We start from the raw sequence: 21377 nt of genomic DNA, 5'->3' as shown, positions 1-21377 counted from the left end.
AACAGTCGGTTCAGCATTTCTGATTATCGACACTATTTATGGAACGATGGTATAATGTTAACGGTTACATTTATAATATTTTGAAAGTTCTACTATTTTTAAACGTAACGGGGGAAATGGATGGAATCACTAAACGTATATTTGAATAATTACTTAATCGTTGTCGTTTTCCTGCTCCTTGGCATTTTGCTTCCTGTTGTTGCGCTTGGAATCGGCCGGATCTTGAGGCCCAGCGCACCGAGCGAGGCGAAAGCAACCACATACGAAAGCGGAATTGATCCATATCATGATTCACGCGTGCAGTTTAATGTCCGCTATTATATGTTTGGCCTCATGTTTGTTATTTTTGACGTAGAAACGGTGTTTTTATATCCATGGGCAGTCGCATATGAGAAGTTAGGCGTGTTTGCCCTCATTGAGATGCTCATTTTTGTCATCATGCTCGTGATCGGGCTAGTCTACGCATGGAAGAAGAAGGTGCTGAAATGGATTTAAATATAACGAATATTCCACACGATGAAATGGAAGAACTGAAGCGCAGCGTCTTTTTAACAACGCTTGAAGAGCTGAAGGGGTGGGCGAGAAGCAACTCTCTCTGGCCGCTTACGTTCGGGCTTGCCTGCTGTGCAATCGAAATGATGGGTGTTGGCTCGTCCCACTATGATCTCGACCGCTTCGGCTCCTTTTTCCGGACATCACCGCGCCAGTCCGATGTCATGATTGTCTCTGGAACGGTGACGAAAAAAATGGCTCCGGTCCTAAAGCGTCTCTATGATCAAATGCCTGAACCTAAATGGGTGATTGCCATGGGTTCTTGCGCAACGGCCGGAGGTCCCTATATTAAATCTTACGCCGTTGTAAAAGGAGTCGACCAGATCGTGCCGGTTGATGTATACATTCCGGGCTGTCCTCCTAATCCTGCCGCTCTTATCTACGGAATTAATAAACTGAAAGAAAAAATCCGTTATGAGGCGAAAACAGGGAGTGAAATAATCCATGAGCGATGAGAAAGACCTCCAGCAGCTAAAGCGGGAAGCCGCTCAAAAAGCGAAGGAAGCTGCTCTGAAAAAACTCGCTGAAAAGCAGGCAAACAAAGAAACACCAGCAGACAGCAGCGATCTTGCGAAACAAAAGGCGGCAGCTGCAGCAAAGGCAAAGGCAGCGGCATTGGCGAAACAAAAAGCACAGGAAGCTAAAGCGAATGAAACAATAGATGATGCAAGTCTTGCAAAGCAAAAAGCAGCAGCTGCCGCAAAAGCAAAAGCCGCTGCACTCGCAAAACAGAAAGCCAAGCAAGCAGAGGGAGCCGGAAGCGAATCAGCAGAGGACCTCGCGCTTGCGAAACAAAAAGCAGTCGCAGCCGCAAAAGCAAAAGCCGCTGCACTCGCAAAACAGAAAGCCAAGCAAGCAGAAGGAGCCGGAAGCGAATCAGCAGATGACCTCGCGCTAGCGAAACAAAAAGCAGTCGCGGCGGCAAAAGCAAAAGCAGCTGCACTCGCAAAACAGAAAGCCAAGCAAGCAGAAGGAGCCGGAAGCGAATCAGCAGAGGACCTCGCGCTAGCGAAACAAAAAGCAGTCGCGGCAGCAAAAGCAAAAGCCGCTGCACTCGCGAAACAGAAAGTCAAGCAAGCAGAAGGAGCCGGAAGCGAATCAGCAGAGGACCCCGCGCTAGCGAAACAAAAAGCAGTCGCGGCGGCAAAAGCAAAAGCAGCCGCAGCAGCTAAAGCAAAGGCTTCCCGTGAAAATCTTTCCGATGATGAATTGGCTAAAGAGAAAGCAAAGGCCATCGCAGCTGCAAAGGCAAAAGCCGCTGCCGCAGCAAAAGCAAAAAAACTTACTCCAGACGAGCAGCCTCAACAAGAAGAACCTTCACCTAATGAGCCCATTTTAAATAAGTATGTAAACGTGATCGGGGAGCAGCTCGGTAAAGATGTATTGGAAGAATCCTATATTAATAGGCTGTCTAAAGATGCCCCGACACTTGTTGCAAAAAGAGAAACCTATTTTACCATTGCCAAGCTTCTTAAAGACCATGAAGAATTGGCATTTGATTACGTTTCTGAACTGCATGGCACCGATTTTCAAACGCATATGGAAATGTACGTTTATCTTTTTTCCTATGTTCATCGCCATACAGTCGTCCTGAAAGTAAAGCTTGACCGCGACAAGCCTGAAATTGATTCCCTCGAACCGCTTTGGAAAGGCGCGGACTGGCCTGAGCGAGAAGCATTTGATCTGCTTGGCATTCATTTTGCCGGACACCCGAATTTAACGAGAATTATGATGCCGGATGACTGGGTCGGCCATCCTCTTCGCAAAGATTATGAACCCTATGATGTGGAGGTGTAGCTTTTGATACGGACAGAAGAAATGCTCCTGAATGTCGGACCGCAGCACCCGAGTACACATGGCGTGTTCCGGCTTGTGATCAAGATTGACGGAGAAATCATTAAAGAAGCTGCACCGGTTATCGGCTATTTACATAGAGGCACTGAAAAGCTTGCGGAAAACCTGCAATACACACAAATCATTCCTTATACTGACCGCATGGATTATCTGTCTGCGATGACGAACAATTATGTCATCTGTCATGCTGTGGAAACGATGACAGGCATTCAGGTGCCGGAGCGGGGAGAGTATTTGCGGGTCATTGCGATGGAGCTTGGACGAGTCGCAAGCCACCTTGTCTGGTGGGGCACCTATTTGCTTGATATCGGGGCAGTCAGTCCATTTTTATATGCTTTCCGCGAGCGGGAAATGATTATTAATCTGCTGACGGAGCTTTCAGGAGCGAGGCTGACCTTCAATTACATGCGGGTCGGCGGCGTGAAGTGGGATGCGCCGGAGGGCTGGATTGATAAAGTGGCAGAATTCATTCCTTATATGCGAGAGCAGCTGAAAGGCTATCACGATCTCGTATCAGGAAATGAAATCTTTTTAAACCGTGTAAAAGGAGTCGGCATTTACACGAAAGAAGAGGCGCTTGCTTACTCCTTAAGCGGGGCAAACCTGCGCTGCACAGGCGTGAAATGGGACCTGCGGAAGGATGAACCGTATTCGATTTACGACCGGTTTGATTTTGACGTTCCTGTCAGGACAAAGGGTGATGCCTTTGCCCGCTACGAATGCCGGATGGAAGAAATCGAGGAATCTTTGAAAATCTTAGAGCAGGCAGTAGAACAATTCCCGGCTGATGGACCGATCATCGCAAAAGTGCCGAAAATCATTAAAGCACCTAAAGGAGAGGCGTATGTCCGAATTGAATCTCCGCGCGGTGAAATCGGCTGCTATATTGCAAGTGAAGGGAAAAAAGAGCCGTACCGTCTGAAATTCAGACGCCCATCCTTTTACAATCTGCAGATCCTGCCAAAGCTTCTGGAAGGAGAGAACATGTCAAATCTCATTACCATTCTCGGGGCCATCGACATCGTACTTGGGGAGGTGGACGGCTGATGGTGGAGGGCCTGCTTCAATCATCGCCGGGGATAGGCAACTTTGCAATCTTCTTTGGGCTTGCAACAGCCTTCCTGTTCGTTGTCCTCGGCTTCGTCACCTACGGCATCCTGGCAGAGCGCAAAGTCATGGGATTCATGCAGGGGCGCATCGGCCCCAACCAGGTTGGGGGCAGATGGGGTCTTCTGCAGACAGTGGCAGACGTTTTAAAGCTTCTGATAAAAGAAGACACGATTCCGAAGCTAGCTGACAGACCGCTGTTTATTCTCGCTCCTGTCATTGCGTTTGCTCCGGCATTCATCGTCTTATCGACGATTCCATTTACAGATGCCTTTCAGTTTGCTGATCTCGGTGTCGGCCTGCTGTTCTACATTGCCATATCGGGCTTAACAACGATCGGCATTGTTACAGGAGGCTGGGCTTCAAATAACAAATACTCGCTGCTCGGCGGCATGCGGGCAGCAGCTCAAATGATTTCCTATGAAATCCCGCTGGTTATGTCAGTTATCGGAGTTGTCCTGTTATCAGGCAGCCTGAACTTAAATACGATTGTAGACGCTCAAGAGGACGTCTGGTTTATCTTCCTCCAGCCGATCGGGTTTCTCATTTTCCTGATTGCCTCGGTGGCAGAGCTGAACCGAACACCGTTTGACTTGCCAGAAGCAGAGTCTGAGCTCGTTGCCGGTTACCATGTCGAGTACTCCGGCTTCCGCTGGGCATTCTTCATGCTTTCGGAATACGTGTACTTTTTCGCAATGGCATCCTTAACAACGGTTCTCTTTTTAGGGGGATGGCATCCGGTTGCCTTTCTCGATTTCATTCCGGGAGCAATCTGGTTCGGCCTCAAATTCTGTGTGGTCATCTTCATCCTCATCTGGTTCCGGGTCACGTTCCCGCGGATCCGCGCTGATCAGCTGATGGAATTCGGCTGGAAAGTGCTGCTTCCGGTGGCGCTCGCTAACATTTTTATCACGGCAATTGTGAAGGAGATTTTCTTTAAATAGGAGGCAGCTGGAAAAAAGAAAGTAAATCCGCCGATCCGGCAAGTAAATGAAAGATTTTGGCTAGTAAAAGAGGCATTCTGGACAGTATTTAACCTGAATTGGAAAGTAAACTTCAAAATTTTCAGCGTCGGCCAAGTTCAAAGATTAAATACCCAAAACCGTCTTCGAGAAAAGTGCCTAGATTGCATGTGGATTTAGGAGACAGCTGGAAAAAAGAAAGTAAAACCGCCAATCCGGCAAGTAAAACCGGAATTCCCGCTAGTAAAAGAGGCATTCCGGCAAGTATTCGGCCAATATCGGCAAGTAAACGCGAAAAATACCCGCCGCAGCCCGGCCAAAAGCCGGCACACCGGCACATTCTTCACAAATTAAAGGGGTGAGAGCATGCGAGGCTTAGCAAAAGGTTTAACGTATACCCTGAACAGCTTGACGAAGAAAAAAGTGACATATGATTACCCGAATGATGCTCTGGCGCTGCCTGACAGGTTCCGCGGCATTCAGAAGTTTTATCCGGAAAAGTGCATTGTCTGCAATCAGTGCGCGAATATCTGTCCGACGGATTGCATCGAGCTGACAGGGAAGAAGCATCCGGATCCGGCGAAAAAAGGGAAAATCATTGATACGTACGATATTAACTTTGAAATTTGCATCTTATGCGATCTTTGCACAGAGGTTTGCCCGACAGAAGCCATCGTGATGACGAATAACTTTGAGCTTGCGGAGTACAGCCGCGATCAGCTTTTTAAGAATCTCGAGTGGCTGGATGAAAATGATGAGAACATCAGGGAGGAGAATAAGGTGTGAGTATAACCGGAGAGTATGTAGCCTTTATCGGGCTCGCCATGGTGGCAATCGGGGGCGGCATTCTCATGCTGAATGTGACAAAAGTGGTTCACATGGTCGTATCACTGGTGTTTACGTTCGTGAGTATTGCCGGATTATATATTCTTCTTTCCGCCGAATTTGTTGCAGCTGTCCAAATCTTAATCTACTCGGGCGCGATCACGATCATCATGCTGTTCGGCATTATGCTTACACGTCATGAGGACGAGGAGCAGCCCGCAGCGGGGACCGGAAGAAAGCTCATAACGTTTCTTGGAATAGCTGCGTTTGCGCTCGTTATGTATCTTGGAATCTATGATTTGCAGCTCGGTGAGCCGACTGCCAATCTGCATGTGAAAAATACAGAGCAAATCGGAATTTCCCTTTATTCGCATTATGTCATTCCATTTGAGCTCACATCGGTTCTTTTGCTTGTGGCACTCGTTGGAGCAATCATTCTGGCGAAAAAAGATGAGAATGAGGAGGACAAAAAATGAGCTCGATTCCATTATCCGCTTTCCTTGTTCTCGCACTGATTCTTTTTTGCATCGGCTTATACGGGGCGCTGACGAAACGAAATACGGTCATCGTGCTTATTTCAATTGAGCTGATGCTGAATGCTGCCAACATTAATTTGGTTGCCTTCAGTAAATACGGGGTTGTTCCTGATATTACCGGACAGGTTTTTTCACTCTTTACGATCACGATCGCAGCAGCAGAGGCAGCCGTTGGACTTGCCATCCTGTTTGCCCTGTACCGCAACCGGAGATCCGTCAATATTGATGACTACAATTCTATGAAGCACTAAAACCTCTAAACAAGAAGGGGATGGAATACAATGATGCCATATGCCTGGATGATCCCGCTGTTCCCGCTTGTCTCATTTCTCGTGCTGCTTCTGTTCGGCAAACGCCTGAGGGAGGGAAGCGCGTATGTCGGAAGCGTGCTAATGCTTCTCGCATTTGCGGGCTCGCTCGCTGTATTATTCGAACGGTTTACACAGCCAACCTATAAAGCGGAAACCGCGTGGCTCACAATTGGCGATTTTGAACTGACAGCGGGCTTTGAAATCAATCAATTAAATGCCTTGATGCTGGTGATCGTTTCGCTTGTAAGCTTAGCAGTACATATTTATTCAAAAGGGTATATGCATGGAGACGTACGTTTTCCTGTTTTTTATGCGTATCTCGGTTTATTTACCTTCAGCATGCTCGGGCTTGTCATGACGACAAACCTGCTTCAGCTCTATATCTTCTGGGAACTCGTCGGAGTCGGTTCTTTCTTATTGATCGGTTTCTATTTTTATAAAGAAGAAGCAAAGGCAGCTGCTAAAAAAGCCTTTATCATGACCCGGATCGGGGATGTCGGTCTGTTCATCGGGATGCTCCTCCTCTTTTGGCAGGTCGGAAGCTTCGAATATGATCAGATCTTTGCGAGTGTGGCAGATGGCAAAGTACCTCTTGATATGATTACCTTGATCAGCCTCTTGATCTTCATCGGGGCAATTGGAAAGTCAGGTCAATTTCCGCTTCATTCCTGGCTGCCGGATGCGATGGAAGGCCCGACTCCTGTCTCCGCCCTTATCCATGCGGCGACAATGGTTGCGGCCGGTGTTTATTTAGTTGCTCTCATGTATCCGCTATTTGCCGCCAGTGAAACGGCCCTCCTGGCGGTAGCAACAATCGGAGCGTTCACCGCTATTTTCGCTGCAAGCATCGGACTTGTGCAAAAAGACATCAAACGCGTGCTTGCGTATTCGACTGTCAGTCAGCTTGGCTACATGATGCTGGCACTTGGTTCCGCAGGCTATGCCGCGGGTGTTTTTCATTTAATGACACATGCTTTTTTTAAAGCTCTGCTGTTTCTTGCGGCGGGCAGTGTGATTCACGCTGTTCATACACAAAACATCGATGAGATGGGCGGATTGTGGGAAAAACTGAAATTCACTGGTCCGCTGTTTCTGATTGGAACGCTTGCCATAAGCGGAGTCCCGCTCTTCTCGGGCTTTTTCAGTAAAGATGAAATTCTGATCGCAGCCTGGACACATGGAAATCCTGCCCTTTTCCTGCTCGCGCTCATCGCCGCCTTTTTCACTGCTTTTTATATGTTCAGGCTCTTCTTCCTTGTCTTCACGGGGAGGCCGAAAACAGAGCTTTCAAGTGTTAAAGAATCACCGTCCAATATGCTGATTCCAATGAGTATCCTTGCCGTTCTCGCCATTTTCTCAGGCTACAGCAACACGCCTTGGTTCGGCACGTTTCTTGGTGATTGGCTGACAGAAGGAGCGCCTCAGCTTGGCCACGGTCATATTGAAGGACCGCAGTGGATTATGTTCGCAGCAACCGCCGTCTCACTGCTTGGCATCTTGCTTGCTTACATGATGTACAGCAAACAATCCATTTCAGCTGAAAAAATAAGATCGCGGGTGCCAATGATTCATTTGGTGCTTAAAAATAAATATTACATCGATGACCTTTATGGAATGACAGTCATCTGGCTTACGAACACAATCAGCGTTTTTTGCAAATACCTTGAAAAATTCCTGGTTGAGGGAGCTGTAAAAGGTGTGGCGGGCATTGTCCGCTCAGCCGGCGCCTTCGGTTCGAAAATGCAGAACGGCCAGGTGCAGATGTATGGGACCGTGGCCTTTGTCGGACTTGCGATTTTACTCGTTCTATATGCGGTGACAGGGGGGAACTTTTTATGACATCCATTCTGCTTACAGCCCTGGTTTTCTCGCCTGTCCTTGGCATCATCGTTCTTGCTTTTATGAAAAAAGATCAGGAAACCTCGTTAAAACTGGTCGGTTTCTTGGCGACTCTGCCTGCTGTCCTTTTATCAGGCATTATGTTTGCGCAATATCAGCTCGGCAGCGACCTTGCGCGCTTTGCCGAAAAACAGAAATGGATGGCGTTTGGCCAATACAGCGACATGCAGCCTGGTGTGTTTACAGTAGATTACGAGCTTGCACTGGATGGTTTTTCGCTGATTATGGTGCTGCTCACATCGATTCTTGCGGCTCTCGCGGCTGCGGCCTCTGTTTCTATTAAGAAGAACTGGAAAAGCTATTTTATGCTGCTGCTTCTTCTGGAAGTCGGCATGCTCGGCGTCTTCATGGCACAGAATCTGATTCTTTTCTTCATCTTCTTTGAAATCACGCTGATTCCGATGTATTTCCTCATCGGAAAATGGGGATTTATGGCCCGCGAAAAAGCAGCCTATCAATTTTTGCTTTATAACGGATTTGGGTCAGCCATCCTGCTGATTGTCATTATCCTGCTCTTTTCAAAAACAGGGACAACAAATATCGATTTGCTTGGCCAATTGCTGAATACACCGGACGTTCAGCTGATCGGGCCGATCTCAAACGATTTTAAGCTTGGATTGCTGATTGCCCTCATCGTGGCATTTGGCGTGAAGCTTCCGATTTTCCCGCTGCATACGTGGATGCTGCGCGTGCATGTTCAGGCGCCGCCGCCAATTGTGATGCTGCATTCAGGCATTCTTTTAAAAATTGGAGCATTCGGTTTAATTAAATTCGGACTTGGCTTATTCCCGAACGAGTTTTCAAAGCTAAGTACGATCCTGATTGTGCTTGGGCTTGTGAATCTTCTGTACGGAGCCTTCTTGGCGCTCATTCAGAATGAGTTGAGAATGGTGCTTGCTTACTCAAGTATTTCGCATATGGGAATCGTGCTCATCGGACTTGGCGCTTTAAACGAAGCGGGAATACAGGGGGCGATTTTCCAGGTAGTTTCACACGGACTGATATCTGCACTCTTGTTTTTCTTAGTGGGAGTGCTGCTGGAACGAACGCAAACAACACAGCTGGATCAGCTTTCAGGCTTAGCGAAAGCCATGCCGCTCGCTGCGGGATTTCTGCTCGCAGGAGCAATGGCATCCCTTGGTTTACCGGGAATGTCAGGCTTCATCAGTGAATTGACGGCATTCATGGGGGTTTTCGATCAGCATCCGGAGCTTGGGGCAATTGGAACAATCGGCATCATTTTGACTGCTGCCTATCTGCTTAGGGCTGCCCTCTCAATTACCTTTGGAGCCGAAAAAAAATCAGAGCACACTCACTATGATATGAAGTGGTACGAGATTTTACCTGTAACAATTTTGATGTTCTTCATTATTTTGATTGGCGTCTATCCGAATGGACTTTCCGTTCCGCTTAAACTGACAATCGAAACCATCATGAATGGGATAGGGGGGTGATGAACAATGGATATGGAAACCTTGCTCAGCTATAAATGGAGTGTGATGACACCGGAGTTCATCATTCTCGGAACAGCGCTGCTGCTGTCGGTAATGGATCTTTTCATGAAAGAAGGAAAAAGCCGAAAGTGGCTCGGCTGGATTGGTTTTGCAGGCATTGCAGGTGCATTAGTAAGTCTTGTTTTTATGATTGGCGCTAAAGATACAATGATCCTTTATGATACTTTTGTCCTGGATTCCTTTGCAAAAGCGTTCAAATTTATTTTATTGCTGGGAGCAGCGTTTATTTTCCTGCTGGCCATCGATTATGAACCGCGCGAAGGCCTGAAGGAGCGGGGAGAATTCTATTACCTGCTGCTCGCAGCGCTTCTTGGAGCCATGATGATGGCATCAAGCCGGGATTTAATCACTTTATTTGTCGGCCTTGAACTGCTGTCCATTTCTTCCTATATACTCGCAGGCTTGCGCAAAAAAAATCTGAAATCAAACGAATCAGCGCTGAAATATGTGATTAATGGCGGGATCTCAACAGCCATTACGCTTTTTGGGATGAGCTATATTTACGGTCTGACGGGAACCACAAGTCTGACAGAGATGATTCCGCAGCTGAATGCCTTAACAGAGTCAGGCTATCTCTATATTGCCGGACTATCATTCCTGCTCGTTTTTGTCGGATTATCCTTTAAGATTGCAACGGTCCCTTTCCACATGTGGGCACCGGATGTGTACGAGGGAGCACCTACACCTGTTACCGCTTTTCTGAGCGCTGTTTCTAAAACAGCCGGGTTTATTATTATCCTTAGATTATGCTTGTCTGTCTTCGGCAACATTCCAGATGAAGATGGCATGCAGTCGATTCTAGTTGTCTATCAAGGTTTTATCGCCATTTTGGCTGCAATCACGATGATTGCAGGGAATACGGTCGCCTTAAGGCAGAAGAACATCAAACGTCTGCTTGCTTATTCATCCATTGCACATGCCGGCTATGTGCTTGTCGGTTTTGTATCATTCGGCGGCTACTTTTACTTTGACGCCATCTGGTTCTATTTATTATCGTACGTCATCATGAATCTTGGCGCTTTTGCGATAGTGCAGGCAGTAGGCAGAAAAACAGGCTCTCTGGATGTCACAGCCTTTGCCGGTTTGTATCACCGTTCTCCGCTCGCGGCAATCGCCATCTCTATCTTTATCTTATCTCTTGCCGGTCTTCCAGGAACGGCAGGCTTTATCGGGAAAATCACGATTTTCATGAATGCATTCACAAACAGCACGCCGCAGATCGTTCTTGCTTCAATCATGATTGCGACAACCGTCATCTCGTACTTTTATTACTTCGGCATCCTCACCCAGGTCTTTTTCAGAAAAAAAGAAACCGAGGAGCCGTTTAAATGGAGTGCGCCGCTTTTGATCGTGACGGTCATCTGCATGATTGCAACCGTTCTGCTTGGAATCTTCCCGGGTGCGGCCTTTGATTTTCTGAACTTGAATATTTCATAAATTTGCCACTAATCTTTACAAAAAATCCATCAAAGTGAGAGCAGAATTTTATATAATGGAAGAGGTGTAAAAGCCTCTTCTTTTTTTGTTTTCGTAAAAAGTGCTATGCTTGCTTTAAGAATAGCTACATATAGGAGTTGTTAAACCTATGCTTGATTTTAATCAGCAAGCATTGCTTGGCCTTTTGTCTCATCTTGTATTCATTCCGGTTACTTGGTGGGCACTGCAGGCGCTGCATATTGAAAAAGCGATGAAAAAAGGAAAAGTCATGCAAGCGCGTGCGCTGCTGATCCTGCTGACGATCGCCATCTCAGGCGCTGTTAGCAACTTTTTTCTTGATTATTTAATATGGTCCCGCCAGCTGCCTTTTTTATTTTAACGAACTTTTCAGTCAGCAAAAGGCACCGCTTTTGTTATTTATGGAGGAATAAATTGTTTTGCGCATCTGTGTCCAGCTTCAGCGCCTAGCTCCTCGGCCAGAACGGCTCCGCCATAAAAGTCAAAACCGGACTTTTCTGCCGGACCTTATCTGTCTGTCGGAGCGGGCCTTGGCGCTTAAGCTTTTCTTATTTGAACGTTTAACTAATAAAGAACAGGGGAATATGACCTACAGATTACCACAGGACAGCATGAACTTGTCTAACAATGACGACTTTTTCCACGTATACGCCCTTCTCAAACGGTAACAATGTTACTAAGGAGAGGATGTGGGGTACGGTGAAGAAAGTCAGTCTGGCAATTATTATCTTTTTATTATTTCTTACAGGTGCGGTTGTTGCCCAAGCTATTGGGTCGGACAAGAAAGAAGCTGAAATTGGAACGATTGTAGAAGGCATGGAAGCACAGGGAATTGATGTTAAAAAGTGGTCGATGTATTCAAAAAAAATGATTTCCGCTGAGGATCAATCTTTTGAAGAATTAACGAAACTTTTACAAACTCAATTTCGTCATTATAAGTGGTCGAATGACCGTGCGGATGGCAAGCTGCATAAAGTATCTGGAATCTTATTTAATGAAAAGACGGGATTTACAGAAAAGATTCAAATTCAGTCAACCGACACAAACGGACAAAAACAATCGTATATCTTGTATGAGCTCAGCGGGGAAGGTTCAGGGAAAAATTGGACGCAGCTATTTGAGTATGCGCAAGCTCATAGTTTCGACATTTTTCATGAAAATCCTACAATTTTCACTTGTGTAAATGGACAGCTTGATGATAAGATGAGTAGTGTTTTGCAATTGAAAGTTAATGGTTTGCTTAAACAATTTAACGCGGTGCCAGTTGAACAGCTTAAAGAAGAATCGTTCATCTCAGTATCCGCACGTACGTCAGATTGGGATCAGCTGATTCCAACAGATGAAGGCAGCATGAATATTCAAATTGCGCTCAGAGGCGCAGGATTGGGCGGTAATACTAGCGTTACAGTAGGAACACCAATCATAACGTCTGAATATTAATATATAGAAATTGGGACGCGGAGGGGAAGACCTTGGAAAAAATCATCGTCCGCGGCGGTCGTAAGTTAAACGGTACTGTTAAAGTAGAAGGTGCTAAAAATGCCGTTTTACCAGTAATCGCTGCATCTTTATTAGCCAGTGAACAAAAAAGCATAATTTGTGATGTGCCTACGCTCTCCGATGTGTATACAATCAATGAAGTGCTGCGCCATTTAGGTGCAGAAGTACACTTTGAAAATAACCAAGTGTTTGTAGATGCATCTAAAGAGCTAAATATGGAAGCTCCTTTCGAATATGTACGCAAAATGCGTGCTTCTGTTTTAGTTATGGGTCCATTACTTGCCAGAAATGGCCGTGCACGTGTGGCATTGCCAGGCGGCTGTGCGATTGGATCACGTCCAATTGATCAACATTTAAAAGGCTTCGAAGCAATGGGAGCTACCATTAAGGTTGGGAACGGATTTATCGACGCTGAAGTATCTGGAAGACTTCGCGGGGCAAAAATCTATTTAGATTTCCCAAGCGTTGGAGCAACTGAAAATATCATCATGGCTGCGGCTCTTGCAGAAGGCACGACGATCTTAGAGAACGTAGCAAAAGAACCGGAAATCGTTGACCTTGCCAATTACATTAATGCAATGGGCGGCAAAGTACGCGGAGCCGGAACAGGCACAATTCGCATTGAAGGTGTAGAAACACTTAAAGGCGTTAAACATCATATCATTCCTGACCGCATTGAAGCTGGAACGTTCATGGTTGCAGCAGCTATTACAGGCGGAAATGTATTGGTTCGCGGCGCTGTGCCGGAACACTTAACTTCTTTGATCGCAAAAATGGAAGAAATGGGCGTTCAGATTTCTGAAGAAGAAGACGGACTTCGCGTCATCGGACCAGAAAAACTGAAATCCATCGACATTAAAACAATGCCTCATCCAGGCTTCCCGACAGACATGCAATCTCAAATGATGGCATTGCTGTTGAGAGCTGAAGGCACTTCCATGATTACGGAAACTGTTTTCGAAAACCGCTTCATGCACGTGGAAGAATTCCGCCGCATGAATGGGGATATTAAAATTGAGGGCCGTTCAGTTATCATCAATGGTCCAGTTAATATGCAAGGTGCAGAAGTGGCAGCAACAGACTTGCGCGCTGGAGCAGCACTTGTTCTTGCAGGTTTAGTTGCAGACGGCTACACTCGTGTAACAGAGCTTAAGCACGTTGACCGCGGATACGTTGACTTCCACGGCAAACTTGCTGGAATTGGTGCTGACATCGAACGCATCACTGAAGAGAGCACTGTTAAATCCGAGCAGGCTGTAAGCGACATGAACGCATAAAATACGTACATTCTAAGAAGTTGGAGTCCTCGGATTCCAGCTTTTTTTTATTTGGTGATTTTGCTCACCGGCGAGAGATGTCAAAGCTGTACAGCCGATTCCGCTTTTCTTGTAAAAGAAAAATACTTTATTAGTGTGGCTGTTTCCACTATGATTTATACATTGGATATTCTGTTTTTTGCATAAAATAAACAGCAATTGACGACGATGAATGCGAGGGAGGGTTTTTATGAAATTCTTGACGGCATTATTCTTAATCATCGCATTTTCATTGTTCTCGTTTACGAGTGATTTATTGTCATTGCTGACGGGAGATTATATCGGACTCACCATTCGCCGTGATCCTGATTTTTCAGACTTATTGATCTATCATGATATAGCCCTGCACAGTAAGTTCTATGTTGTTACTAAAATTGGGCACGCCTTATTCTTTCTATTTTTTACGATGATCATGACATACATGTACAGGATGCGCACAGCCATCTTATGGGCGGTGTTCCTCGCTGTCTCATCAGAAATCCTCCAGCTGTATACAATGCGCAGCGGCAGGATTGTGGATATGATCTATGACCTGACAGGAACGTTAGCAGGAATGATTCTGCTGAAACTCATTTCAGCTTATTCAAAACACGGGCAAATTGTCGAAGGAAATCGGCAGAAAATGTAGAAATAGACAGTGGAAGCAAAAGGGAATTCTTCAGATTAAAGAGTTTTTCAGTCATAAATGGTTGTCCACCTCCATAGTATTGAGTAGAGACGGTAAACGACATATCGGATATGGAGGCTCTTAGATGAAATCTTGGAAACCAATACTTTTAGTTCTTGCCGGATTATTTCTCATCATATTAATGATCCCAACCCTGTTAGTCGCCCCTTTTATGAATCAGACCAAGGGGGAGCTATCAGAAGACCTTCAAGCCAAAAAGGATGAACAAGTCATGCTCGCAAAATCAATTATCGATGTACCTGTGTACCGCAGCGGTTCGGAAAAAATTGAAAACATTCCATTAGAAGAATACGTTATCGGTGTCGTTGCCTCTGAAATGCCGGCAGATTTTGAAGAGGAAGCGCTGAAGGCGCAGGCGCTGGCGGCCCGGACGTATATCGTAAAACAGTTAATGAGTGAACAAACGATAAGTGTCCCGGCTGGTGCAGTCGTCAGTGATACGACATCCCATCAGGTGTTTAAAAGTGATGCCGAGCTGAAAAAGCAGTGGGGCAAGGACTATGATTGGAAAATCAAAAAGGTGTACAATGCAGTTGCCACCACACAAGGTCAAATCTTAACATATGAAAACAAACCAATTGAAGCCTCCTTCTTCTCAACCAGCAACGGTTACACGGAAAACTCAGATGAATACTGGACAGCATCCCTGCCTTATTTAAAGAGCGTAGAAAGCCCATGGGATGAAGAATCTCCCAAATACTATGACCAAATCGCCATCAAAGTGAGCGATTTCGAGAAAAAACTTGGAGTTAAACTTGATTCAGACGGGGAAGTAGGAAAAGTCATTGAACGTACCTCAGGCAAACGAGTAGCCCAAGTCGACATCAACGGCAAAAAACTGAACGGCCGCGAAATCCGTGAAAAGCTGGGCCTCCGCTCAAGCGACTTCACCTGGAAGCTCAAAGGCGATCAAATTCTCATCACCACAAAAGGCTTCGGCCACGGCGTCGGCATGAGCCAATACGGAGCCAACTTCATGGCCCAGGACGGAAAAAAATACAAAGACATCGTCAGCTACTATTACCAGGGAGCACAAGTGGCGAATGTCGAACCGTTTGTTACACAGTTTACGGCACGGAATTAAAAGGGGAGCGCAGGAAAGCTATTTCCTGCGCTTTCTCTTGTACATATGTTTTTTGCTTGCAACCGATTAAGGATTTTCGCCGGTTTTTAAGAAAAGGCTTGATTAATTGAATTCGTTTTCATATTATAGAGTTAAAGGTAATTATATATATTTAAAGATCACTACGTTATGATAAATATAAAAACATCACAATAAAAGGAGAGAATAAAATGAAGTATTTTTTAGACAGCGCTATTACAAAGGAAATCAAGTATGCATATGAAAATTGGGCAATTGATGGAGTTACAACAAATCCAAAACACATTATGAACAGCGGAAAATCATTCTTAACAATTTTAGATGAACTTGCAGGTGAATTTGGTGATATTAAAAATTTCCCTATTTCAGTTGAGATTAACCCACACTTAGATAACGCGCAGGAAATGGTCTCTGAAGGGAAAAAAATTGCAGCCCGTTCCTCTAACTTTGTTGTAAAAATCCCTTGCACAGAACCTGGATTAATCGCCGCGAAAGAATTAAAAAAAGAAGGCATCTCAACGAATGTTACACTCGTTTTTTCTCCTTCTCAGGCGATACAAACTGCTAGAATTGGCGCCACTTTTGTTTCACCATTTGTAGGATGGAAAGAAAATAGCGGTGAAGATACTGCTCAATATATCCAGGATATTTCGAATATCTATAAAACGTACGAGTTTGAGACGGAAATTATTGTAGCGGCTTTGCGCAATGGCAAGCAGATTGTTGATGCTGCGAAAGCGGGTGCGGATATTGTCACATGCGGATTTGATGTGTACAGAAGCAGTTTTGATCATGCATTTACTGATTATGGCCTGAATGTTTTCAGAAATGCCTGGGACAACACAAAAACGGAAGTATCTGCTGCAAAAGCTTAATGCAAGATAGATTAAAACTTTTCGATAAATAATATGAGTTGATTTTTCCAAAGTAAAGATAGTGATGATTAGTGGGTAAAGGGGATACAAAATGTCAAAAACCAAAGTTTTATATGTACCGATTGGCAGAAAAACGTTCGATCTTGAAGCAGGAGAAAATGTTCGTTTGAAGAGTATGAGCTGGTTAAATGATAACTGTCAAACTGTCGTTGCGCCAGAAGGAATCATCACGTCAGTTGAAGAACTCGATGCCTTCTTACTTTCAATAAAGGAAAACAAATTTGATACGGTCTTATATCAAAGTGTGACATTCGCAGATGGAGAATTTGTGATTAAAGTATTAGAGTATTTTAAACAGCCGATGATTGTTTGGTCTGTCCGTGAACCAAGTGTTGGCGGAAGACTTCGATTAAATTCACTTACAGGTGGAAACAGCACCAGCAATGTACTGCGAAATCAAAATCATCCTTTTGCATTTGTATTTGGAAATCCAGGGGAAGAACGCTTGGAGAAAAGGTTGACTGAGCAATTGGATGTAATGCGTGTTATGACTTTGCTTGGAGAAATGAAAATTGGTGTAGTAGGTGATTATCCGCCTGGATTCTTTTTCTCTGATGCAGATGAAGAAAAACTTCAGCAAGCACTTGGTGTGAAGCTGTTGAAAATGGATCTGCATGATGCTTTTAAAAAATGTACTGAACTTAAAGAAGAAGAGTGGATTGGGCAAATTGAACGTGCTGAACAACAAGTAATTGGGTTGAATCGCGAAGATGAAACCGTAAAAAAATTCGCTCAGTTTTCAGCCTATATTCAAAAACAAGTTAGGCAAGAAAACCTTCAGTCATTGGCAATGCGATGCTGGCCAGACTTTTTCACTGATTTAGGAGCAGCACCTTGTTCTACACTTTCTCATCTTACAGAAGAAGGAATGGTCACATCCTGTGAATCGGATATACATGGATCGATTTCTATGTATATCCTGTCTGAACTGACTAGTGGCAGTGCTCCATACTTAGGAGATTTGGTACATGTAGATGAGGAGAAGAACTCCGTTGTATTTTGGCATTGCGGAGCTGGGGCATACTCACTGGCCAGTCCTTCTACCGGTGCAACAGCAGGAGTTCATCCAAATCGAAAAATAGGATTTGCAATGGATTTTGGATTAAAAGCAGGGGAATTAACAATCTTTCGTGTAAGCAGCACACCAGAAGGCTATCGCCTTTTAGTCATGAAAGGAGATGCGCTGGATGTTGAACAGCCATTCAGCGGAACATCAGTAGAGGTTCAATTATCAACTGATGTGACTAGCACTCTATATGAACTGATGCATGCAGGTTATGAACCTCATTTTGCATTAGTGTATGGAGATGTCACTAATCAATTGATTGAACTTGGCCGAATGCTTGGTATAGAAACAAACGTATATGTTTAAGGATCACCTGTTGCTGTTTGATAAGAAATCTATCTTATCTTAAGAAGAAAATCTTGCTCACATAGAATCAAAGAACGGCGTGTTTAAAGGCGGTAATAAGATATGAATAGTACCATCGATTTTGATAAAGATCTTTCTCTTTATTTACAAGTAAAACAAATACTGCTCAAAAGAATCCAAGAAAAAGTCTGGCCTGCAAACACGTTAATCCCGACTGAACAGGAGTTAATAGAAGAATTTAATGTAAGCAGGACCACTTTACGCCAAGCGATATCAATTCTTGTCCAAGATGGCTTATTGGAGAAAAAACAAGGCAGAGGGACGATTGTAAAACCTCAATTGCTGGTCAGTCATTTAGGGGCATTAAAAGGTTTTGCAGAAGAAGCAATAGAAAAAGGGCTAACTCCCAGGTCAAAGTTAATCCGTGCTGAATTCAAGCAGCATGTTTATTTTGAAAAATCTATGCTGCAATTACAGGAAGACGAAGAAGTGTTACTAATAGAAAGAATTCGTTTTGCAGATGATCGGCCAATTGCGATTGAATGTTCTTATTGGCCGTCGGATATCGGTAAAATGATTCTGAAACATGATTTAAATACGGCAAAGTTCTATGAAATCTTAGAAGAAAATGAAATTTATTTAAAAAGAGCAAATGAACAAATCACTGCAATTAATGCCACGCTTAATGAAGCAGATTTATTAGGCGTTCGGGGCGGAGAAGCCCTATTGAAGATGACAAGACTAAGTTTTGGCTTTGATGACAAGCCGATTGAATTTACTTCAACCAAGTACCACAGTGATCAATACCATTATAATATTGATCTTAAAAGATAATGGTTAAAAAAATATGAGGGAGTGGACAACTTGACAACGATAGCTCTGGAAAAACAATATGGATTGTATATAAATGGTGAATGGAAGAGTACAGAAGAAACGATGGATGTATTAAATAAATATACACAAGAAATAGCATCCAAAATTTCAAAAGCTGATAAAACTCATGTGGACGATGCAGTTAAAAGTTCAAAGCTTGCACTTGAAAAATCTTTTCATCCGACGGAACGCTATCATGTATTAATGAAAGCTGCTCAATTATTAATCGAGCGAACGGAAGAATTTGCCCGTATTTTAACGGTAGAGGTTGGAAAGCCGATCGGCGAATCCCGCGGCGAAGTGGAACGCGCAGCGCTAACACTGCAAATTTCTGCAGAAGAAGCCAAAAGAATACATGGTGAAGGAATTCCAGTAGAATCTGCACCAGGGTCCGAAAATAGAATGGCATTTACTTTGCGTGTTCCTGTAGGTGTAATCGCAGCTATTACCCCATTCAATGCTCCACTCAATTTGGTATGCCATAAGATTGGTCCTGCGCTCGCTGCCGGCAACAGTGTCGTCTTAAAGCCTGCTGAAGTTACACCAATTACAGCATTAATGTTAGCTTCTGTCTTCGAAGAAGCAGGTCTTCCTTCAGGCCGGCTTCAAGTTTTGACTGGAGAAGGTGCTGAAATCGGAAACTGGCTTCTGGAGAACAAAGATGTCTCAATGTTTACTTTTACAGGCAGTCCTGGTGTTGGTGAGTATATTCGTTCAAAAGCAGGTTTACGTAAAGTTGCATTGGAGCTTGGCAATAACTCTGCAACAATTGTTCATAAGGATGCAGATCTTGAACAAGCAGCCTCATTAATTACACAAAAAAGCTTTAACAATGCGGGACAGGTCTGCATATCTGTACAGCGTGTGTATGTTCATGAAGAAGTTTACGAACAGTTTTTATTAAAATTAAAAGAAAAAACAGAAAAACTAACCGTGGGCAATCCTCTTGATGAGAATACAGATATCGGACCATTAATCCGTCTTCGTGAAGCAGAACGTGTAGACTCCTGGGTCAAAGAAGCTGTCCAGCAGGGTGCAAAAGTTGAAACTGGCGGCAAAAGAGAGGGAGCTTCCTATTATCCTACAATTCTTACGAATGTAAATGATGATATGAAAGTTTGCCGAAGTGAAGTATTTGGTCCAGTCGTATCAGTGGCCGTATATAACGATGTCAATGAAGTAATTGCCAGAGTGAATGATTCTGATTATGGATTACAGGCAGGTTTGTTTACAAATGATCTCAAGTTTGCAATGAAAGCTGCGCGCGAAATTGAAGTAGGCGGCCTAATTGTTAATGATGCATCAGCCTATAGAGTAGATCACATGCCTTATGGCGGAGTGAAAAACAGCGGTACTGGAAAAGAAGGACCTAAATACGCAATTGAAGAAATGACAGAAGAAAAAATTATTGTCATGAATTTATAAGAGTCATATAATGCCCTGGTTAATTATTTTCCAGGGCTTTTATATCATTAAAAATTGAAGGTGGAAATTTTGGGATTTTTAAGTGTGCTGCTTCCTGTCTTTGGAGTTTTTGTCTTAGGGTTTATTGGTCAAAAGAAATTTCATTTTGATACTAGAGGAATCTCAACAATGGCCTTGTACTTAATGTCTCCTTTTCTTGTCTTTCGGACATTTTATACCACAACTTTTAATCTAGAATACTTGTCTTTTGTTTTATATACATTTGGCCTTTGTTTTTGTTTAATTCTTGTTGGATATATCCTTTCTTTTATGTGGAAATATTCGAATACAGAAAGATGCGGATTTATACTTTCTTCCTCATTTATGAATAATGGAAATTATGGCACACCTGTTGTCTTGCTGATTTTTGGAACAATCGGACTTAATTATGGAATTATTCTTATGGTGATTCAACAGCTTGTTATGTGCACAGTCGGCGTTTACTTTGCAGCAAAAGGAAATCCTGAATCGAATGGAATAAAATCAGCCATTAACGCGGTCCTGCGTGTCCCGATTCTATATGCTGCAATTGTAGGGTTTATATGTCAGGTCTTGAATATCACTTTATCAAAATCAATAGTAACGGCTGTAGACTTAGTAGCAGATGCTGCTATACCAACTATCATGATTGCTTTGGGAATGCAATTGGCTACGCTTTCGATAAAAAAATTAGAAATAGAGAGAATGTCTCTGGGGTTAATTGTCAAATTAGCGATTTCACCAATCATTGCGTTTGGAATTGCCTATTTATTGCCTGTCGATGAGATGGTCAAACAAATTATGGTTATTATGGCAGCTATGCCAACTGCTGCTAATACGACAATGTACGCTCTTCAATTTAATACAGAGCCCGATTTTGTATCAAGTGTAACTTTCATGAGTACTCTATTAAGTTTGGCAACCCTGCCAATTGTTTTCTTTCTCATATTATAAACAAGAAGGGTGATGAATGATGTTCAATACATTAAAACGGAACGCCAGGTGGATGCTTTTGTTTCCAGCGTTCATTACGCTTGTTGTCTTTTTAGCGAATTCTTCTAATGGAAGGGAATTGGCATCTTCGAATTATTTTCCTATTCTAATTGGCTGGATGGTTCCCTGTATCATTGCAG

Annotated in this window: 21 protein-coding genes; all 21 read left to right on the top strand. The window is 43.9% G+C overall.

What is annotated here, in order from left to right; translation table 11 throughout:
* Window positions 1-120: 120 nt before the first annotated feature.
* Window positions 121-495: an NADH-quinone oxidoreductase subunit A gene (locus ABEQ24_RS17895; protein ID WP_430008064.1), complete on the top strand. Its 375-nt coding sequence runs from the start codon at window positions 121-123 to the stop codon at window positions 493-495.
* Window positions 486-1007, top strand: coding sequence for a NuoB/complex I 20 kDa subunit family protein (locus ABEQ24_RS17890; RefSeq protein ID WP_430008063.1), 522 nt, complete (start codon window positions 486-488; stop codon window positions 1005-1007). Before ABEQ24_RS17895 ends, ABEQ24_RS17890 begins: the two co-directional genes overlap by 10 nt.
* On the top strand, window positions 997-2349 hold the full coding sequence (locus ABEQ24_RS17885; RefSeq protein WP_430008062.1) for an NADH-quinone oxidoreductase subunit C: 1353 nt from the start codon (window positions 997-999) through the stop codon (window positions 2347-2349). The genes ABEQ24_RS17890 and ABEQ24_RS17885 overlap by 11 nt, the downstream gene beginning before the upstream one ends.
* A 3-nt stretch (window positions 2350-2352) precedes the next feature.
* Window positions 2353-3453 (top strand): NADH-quinone oxidoreductase subunit D, encoded by a 1101-nt coding sequence (locus ABEQ24_RS17880; protein WP_430008061.1) that lies wholly within the window; start codon window positions 2353-2355, stop codon window positions 3451-3453.
* The gene (nuoH, locus tag ABEQ24_RS17875; RefSeq protein WP_430008060.1) at window positions 3453-4457 is read left to right on the top strand and encodes an NADH-quinone oxidoreductase subunit NuoH; all 1005 of its coding nucleotides are present in this window, start codon (window positions 3453-3455) and stop codon (window positions 4455-4457) included. Before ABEQ24_RS17880 ends, nuoH begins: the two co-directional genes overlap by 1 nt.
* A 384-nt stretch (window positions 4458-4841) precedes the next feature.
* Entirely contained in the window at window positions 4842-5261 is a 420-nt protein-coding gene (nuoI, locus tag ABEQ24_RS17870) for an NADH-quinone oxidoreductase subunit NuoI (protein WP_430008059.1), read from the top strand.
* Window positions 5258-5776: an NADH-quinone oxidoreductase subunit J gene (locus ABEQ24_RS17865; RefSeq protein ID WP_430008058.1), complete on the top strand. Its 519-nt coding sequence runs from the start codon at window positions 5258-5260 to the stop codon at window positions 5774-5776. Before nuoI ends, ABEQ24_RS17865 begins: the two co-directional genes overlap by 4 nt.
* Window positions 5773-6087, top strand: a complete 315-nt coding sequence (nuoK, locus tag ABEQ24_RS17860; RefSeq protein ID WP_070875394.1) for an NADH-quinone oxidoreductase subunit NuoK — start codon at window positions 5773-5775, stop codon at window positions 6085-6087. Before ABEQ24_RS17865 ends, nuoK begins: the two co-directional genes overlap by 4 nt.
* A gap of 30 nt (window positions 6088-6117) precedes the next feature.
* On the top strand, window positions 6118-7986 hold the full coding sequence (gene nuoL, locus ABEQ24_RS17855) for an NADH-quinone oxidoreductase subunit L (RefSeq protein WP_430008057.1): 1869 nt from the start codon (window positions 6118-6120) through the stop codon (window positions 7984-7986).
* Window positions 7983-9500, top strand: coding sequence for a complex I subunit 4 family protein (locus ABEQ24_RS17850; protein WP_430008056.1), 1518 nt, complete (start codon window positions 7983-7985; stop codon window positions 9498-9500). Before nuoL ends, ABEQ24_RS17850 begins: the two co-directional genes overlap by 4 nt.
* A gap of 6 nt (window positions 9501-9506) precedes the next feature.
* The gene (gene nuoN / locus ABEQ24_RS17845; protein WP_430008055.1) at window positions 9507-10997 is read left to right on the top strand and encodes an NADH-quinone oxidoreductase subunit NuoN; all 1491 of its coding nucleotides are present in this window, start codon (window positions 9507-9509) and stop codon (window positions 10995-10997) included.
* Between the two features lie 148 nt (window positions 10998-11145).
* On the top strand, window positions 11146-11376 hold the full coding sequence (locus ABEQ24_RS17840) for a DUF1146 family protein (protein WP_070875390.1): 231 nt from the start codon (window positions 11146-11148) through the stop codon (window positions 11374-11376).
* A gap of 338 nt (window positions 11377-11714) precedes the next feature.
* Complete coding sequence (locus tag ABEQ24_RS17835; RefSeq protein WP_430008054.1) at window positions 11715-12455, top strand: YwmB family TATA-box binding protein; 741 nt, start codon at window positions 11715-11717, stop codon at window positions 12453-12455.
* A 32-nt stretch (window positions 12456-12487) separates the two neighbouring features.
* Complete coding sequence (murA, locus tag ABEQ24_RS17830) at window positions 12488-13792, top strand: UDP-N-acetylglucosamine 1-carboxyvinyltransferase (RefSeq protein ID WP_070875388.1); 1305 nt, start codon at window positions 12488-12490, stop codon at window positions 13790-13792.
* Window positions 13793-14021: 229 nt separating this feature from the next.
* The gene (locus ABEQ24_RS17825; protein WP_430008053.1) at window positions 14022-14459 is read left to right on the top strand and encodes a VanZ family protein; all 438 of its coding nucleotides are present in this window, start codon (window positions 14022-14024) and stop codon (window positions 14457-14459) included.
* A gap of 124 nt (window positions 14460-14583) precedes the next feature.
* Complete coding sequence (spoIID, locus tag ABEQ24_RS17820; protein ID WP_430008052.1) at window positions 14584-15603, top strand: stage II sporulation protein D; 1020 nt, start codon at window positions 14584-14586, stop codon at window positions 15601-15603.
* A gap of 209 nt (window positions 15604-15812) precedes the next feature.
* Window positions 15813-16496 carry a transaldolase family protein gene (locus ABEQ24_RS17815; protein ID WP_430008051.1) on the top strand — a complete coding sequence of 228 codons (684 nt, stop codon included), beginning with the start codon at window positions 15813-15815 and terminating at the stop codon, window positions 16494-16496.
* A 91-nt stretch (window positions 16497-16587) separates the two neighbouring features.
* Window positions 16588-17928: a sulfoquinovose isomerase gene (gene sftI / locus ABEQ24_RS17810; RefSeq protein ID WP_430008050.1), complete on the top strand. Its 1341-nt coding sequence runs from the start codon at window positions 16588-16590 to the stop codon at window positions 17926-17928.
* 102 nt (window positions 17929-18030) lie between these two features.
* Complete coding sequence (locus ABEQ24_RS17805) at window positions 18031-18762, top strand: GntR family transcriptional regulator (RefSeq protein WP_430008049.1); 732 nt, start codon at window positions 18031-18033, stop codon at window positions 18760-18762.
* Window positions 18763-18792: 30 nt separating this feature from the next.
* Entirely contained in the window at window positions 18793-20226 is a 1434-nt protein-coding gene (locus ABEQ24_RS17800) for an aldehyde dehydrogenase family protein (RefSeq protein WP_430008048.1), read from the top strand.
* A 69-nt stretch (window positions 20227-20295) separates the two neighbouring features.
* A complete protein-coding gene (locus ABEQ24_RS17795; protein ID WP_430008047.1) occupies window positions 20296-21198 on the top strand; it encodes an AEC family transporter in 903 nt (300 codons plus the stop codon).
* Window positions 21199-21377 lie beyond the last annotated feature (179 nt).

Source organism: Metabacillus idriensis (genome assembly GCF_050483325.1).
GTDB lineage: Bacteria > Bacillota > Bacilli > Bacillales > Bacillaceae > Bacillus_P > Bacillus_P idriensis_A.
This window is presented reverse-complemented; position numbering and strand designations above follow the sequence as displayed.

Bases quoted from the DNA above. Each gene is read 5' to 3' on its own strand.
- ABEQ24_RS17890 (WP_430008063.1), top strand. From the start codon at position 486: ATGGATTTAAATATAACGAATATTCCACACGATGAAATGGAAGAACTG.
- ABEQ24_RS17805 (WP_430008049.1), top strand. From the start codon at position 18,031: ATGAATAGTACCATCGATTTTGATAAAGATCTTTCTCTTTATTTACAA.
- sftI (WP_430008050.1), top strand. From the start codon at position 16,588: ATGTCAAAAACCAAAGTTTTATATGTACCGATTGGCAGAAAAACGTTC.
- ABEQ24_RS17895 (WP_430008064.1), top strand. From the start codon at position 121: ATGGAATCACTAAACGTATATTTGAATAATTACTTAATCGTTGTCGTT.
- nuoN (WP_430008055.1), top strand. From the start codon at position 9,507: ATGGATATGGAAACCTTGCTCAGCTATAAATGGAGTGTGATGACACCG.
- ABEQ24_RS17825 (WP_430008053.1), top strand. From the start codon at position 14,022: ATGAAATTCTTGACGGCATTATTCTTAATCATCGCATTTTCATTGTTC.
- nuoH (WP_430008060.1), top strand. From the start codon at position 3,453: ATGGTGGAGGGCCTGCTTCAATCATCGCCGGGGATAGGCAACTTTGCA.
- nuoI (WP_430008059.1), top strand. From the start codon at position 4,842: ATGCGAGGCTTAGCAAAAGGTTTAACGTATACCCTGAACAGCTTGACG.
- ABEQ24_RS17815 (WP_430008051.1), top strand. From the start codon at position 15,813: ATGAAGTATTTTTTAGACAGCGCTATTACAAAGGAAATCAAGTATGCA.
- ABEQ24_RS17885 (WP_430008062.1), top strand. From the start codon at position 997: ATGAGCGATGAGAAAGACCTCCAGCAGCTAAAGCGGGAAGCCGCTCAA.
- ABEQ24_RS17850 (WP_430008056.1), top strand. From the start codon at position 7,983: ATGACATCCATTCTGCTTACAGCCCTGGTTTTCTCGCCTGTCCTTGGC.
- ABEQ24_RS17840 (WP_070875390.1), top strand. From the start codon at position 11,146: ATGCTTGATTTTAATCAGCAAGCATTGCTTGGCCTTTTGTCTCATCTT.
- nuoK (WP_070875394.1), top strand. From the start codon at position 5,773: ATGAGCTCGATTCCATTATCCGCTTTCCTTGTTCTCGCACTGATTCTT.
- spoIID (WP_430008052.1), top strand. From the start codon at position 14,584: ATGAAATCTTGGAAACCAATACTTTTAGTTCTTGCCGGATTATTTCTC.
- nuoL (WP_430008057.1), top strand. From the start codon at position 6,118: ATGATGCCATATGCCTGGATGATCCCGCTGTTCCCGCTTGTCTCATTT.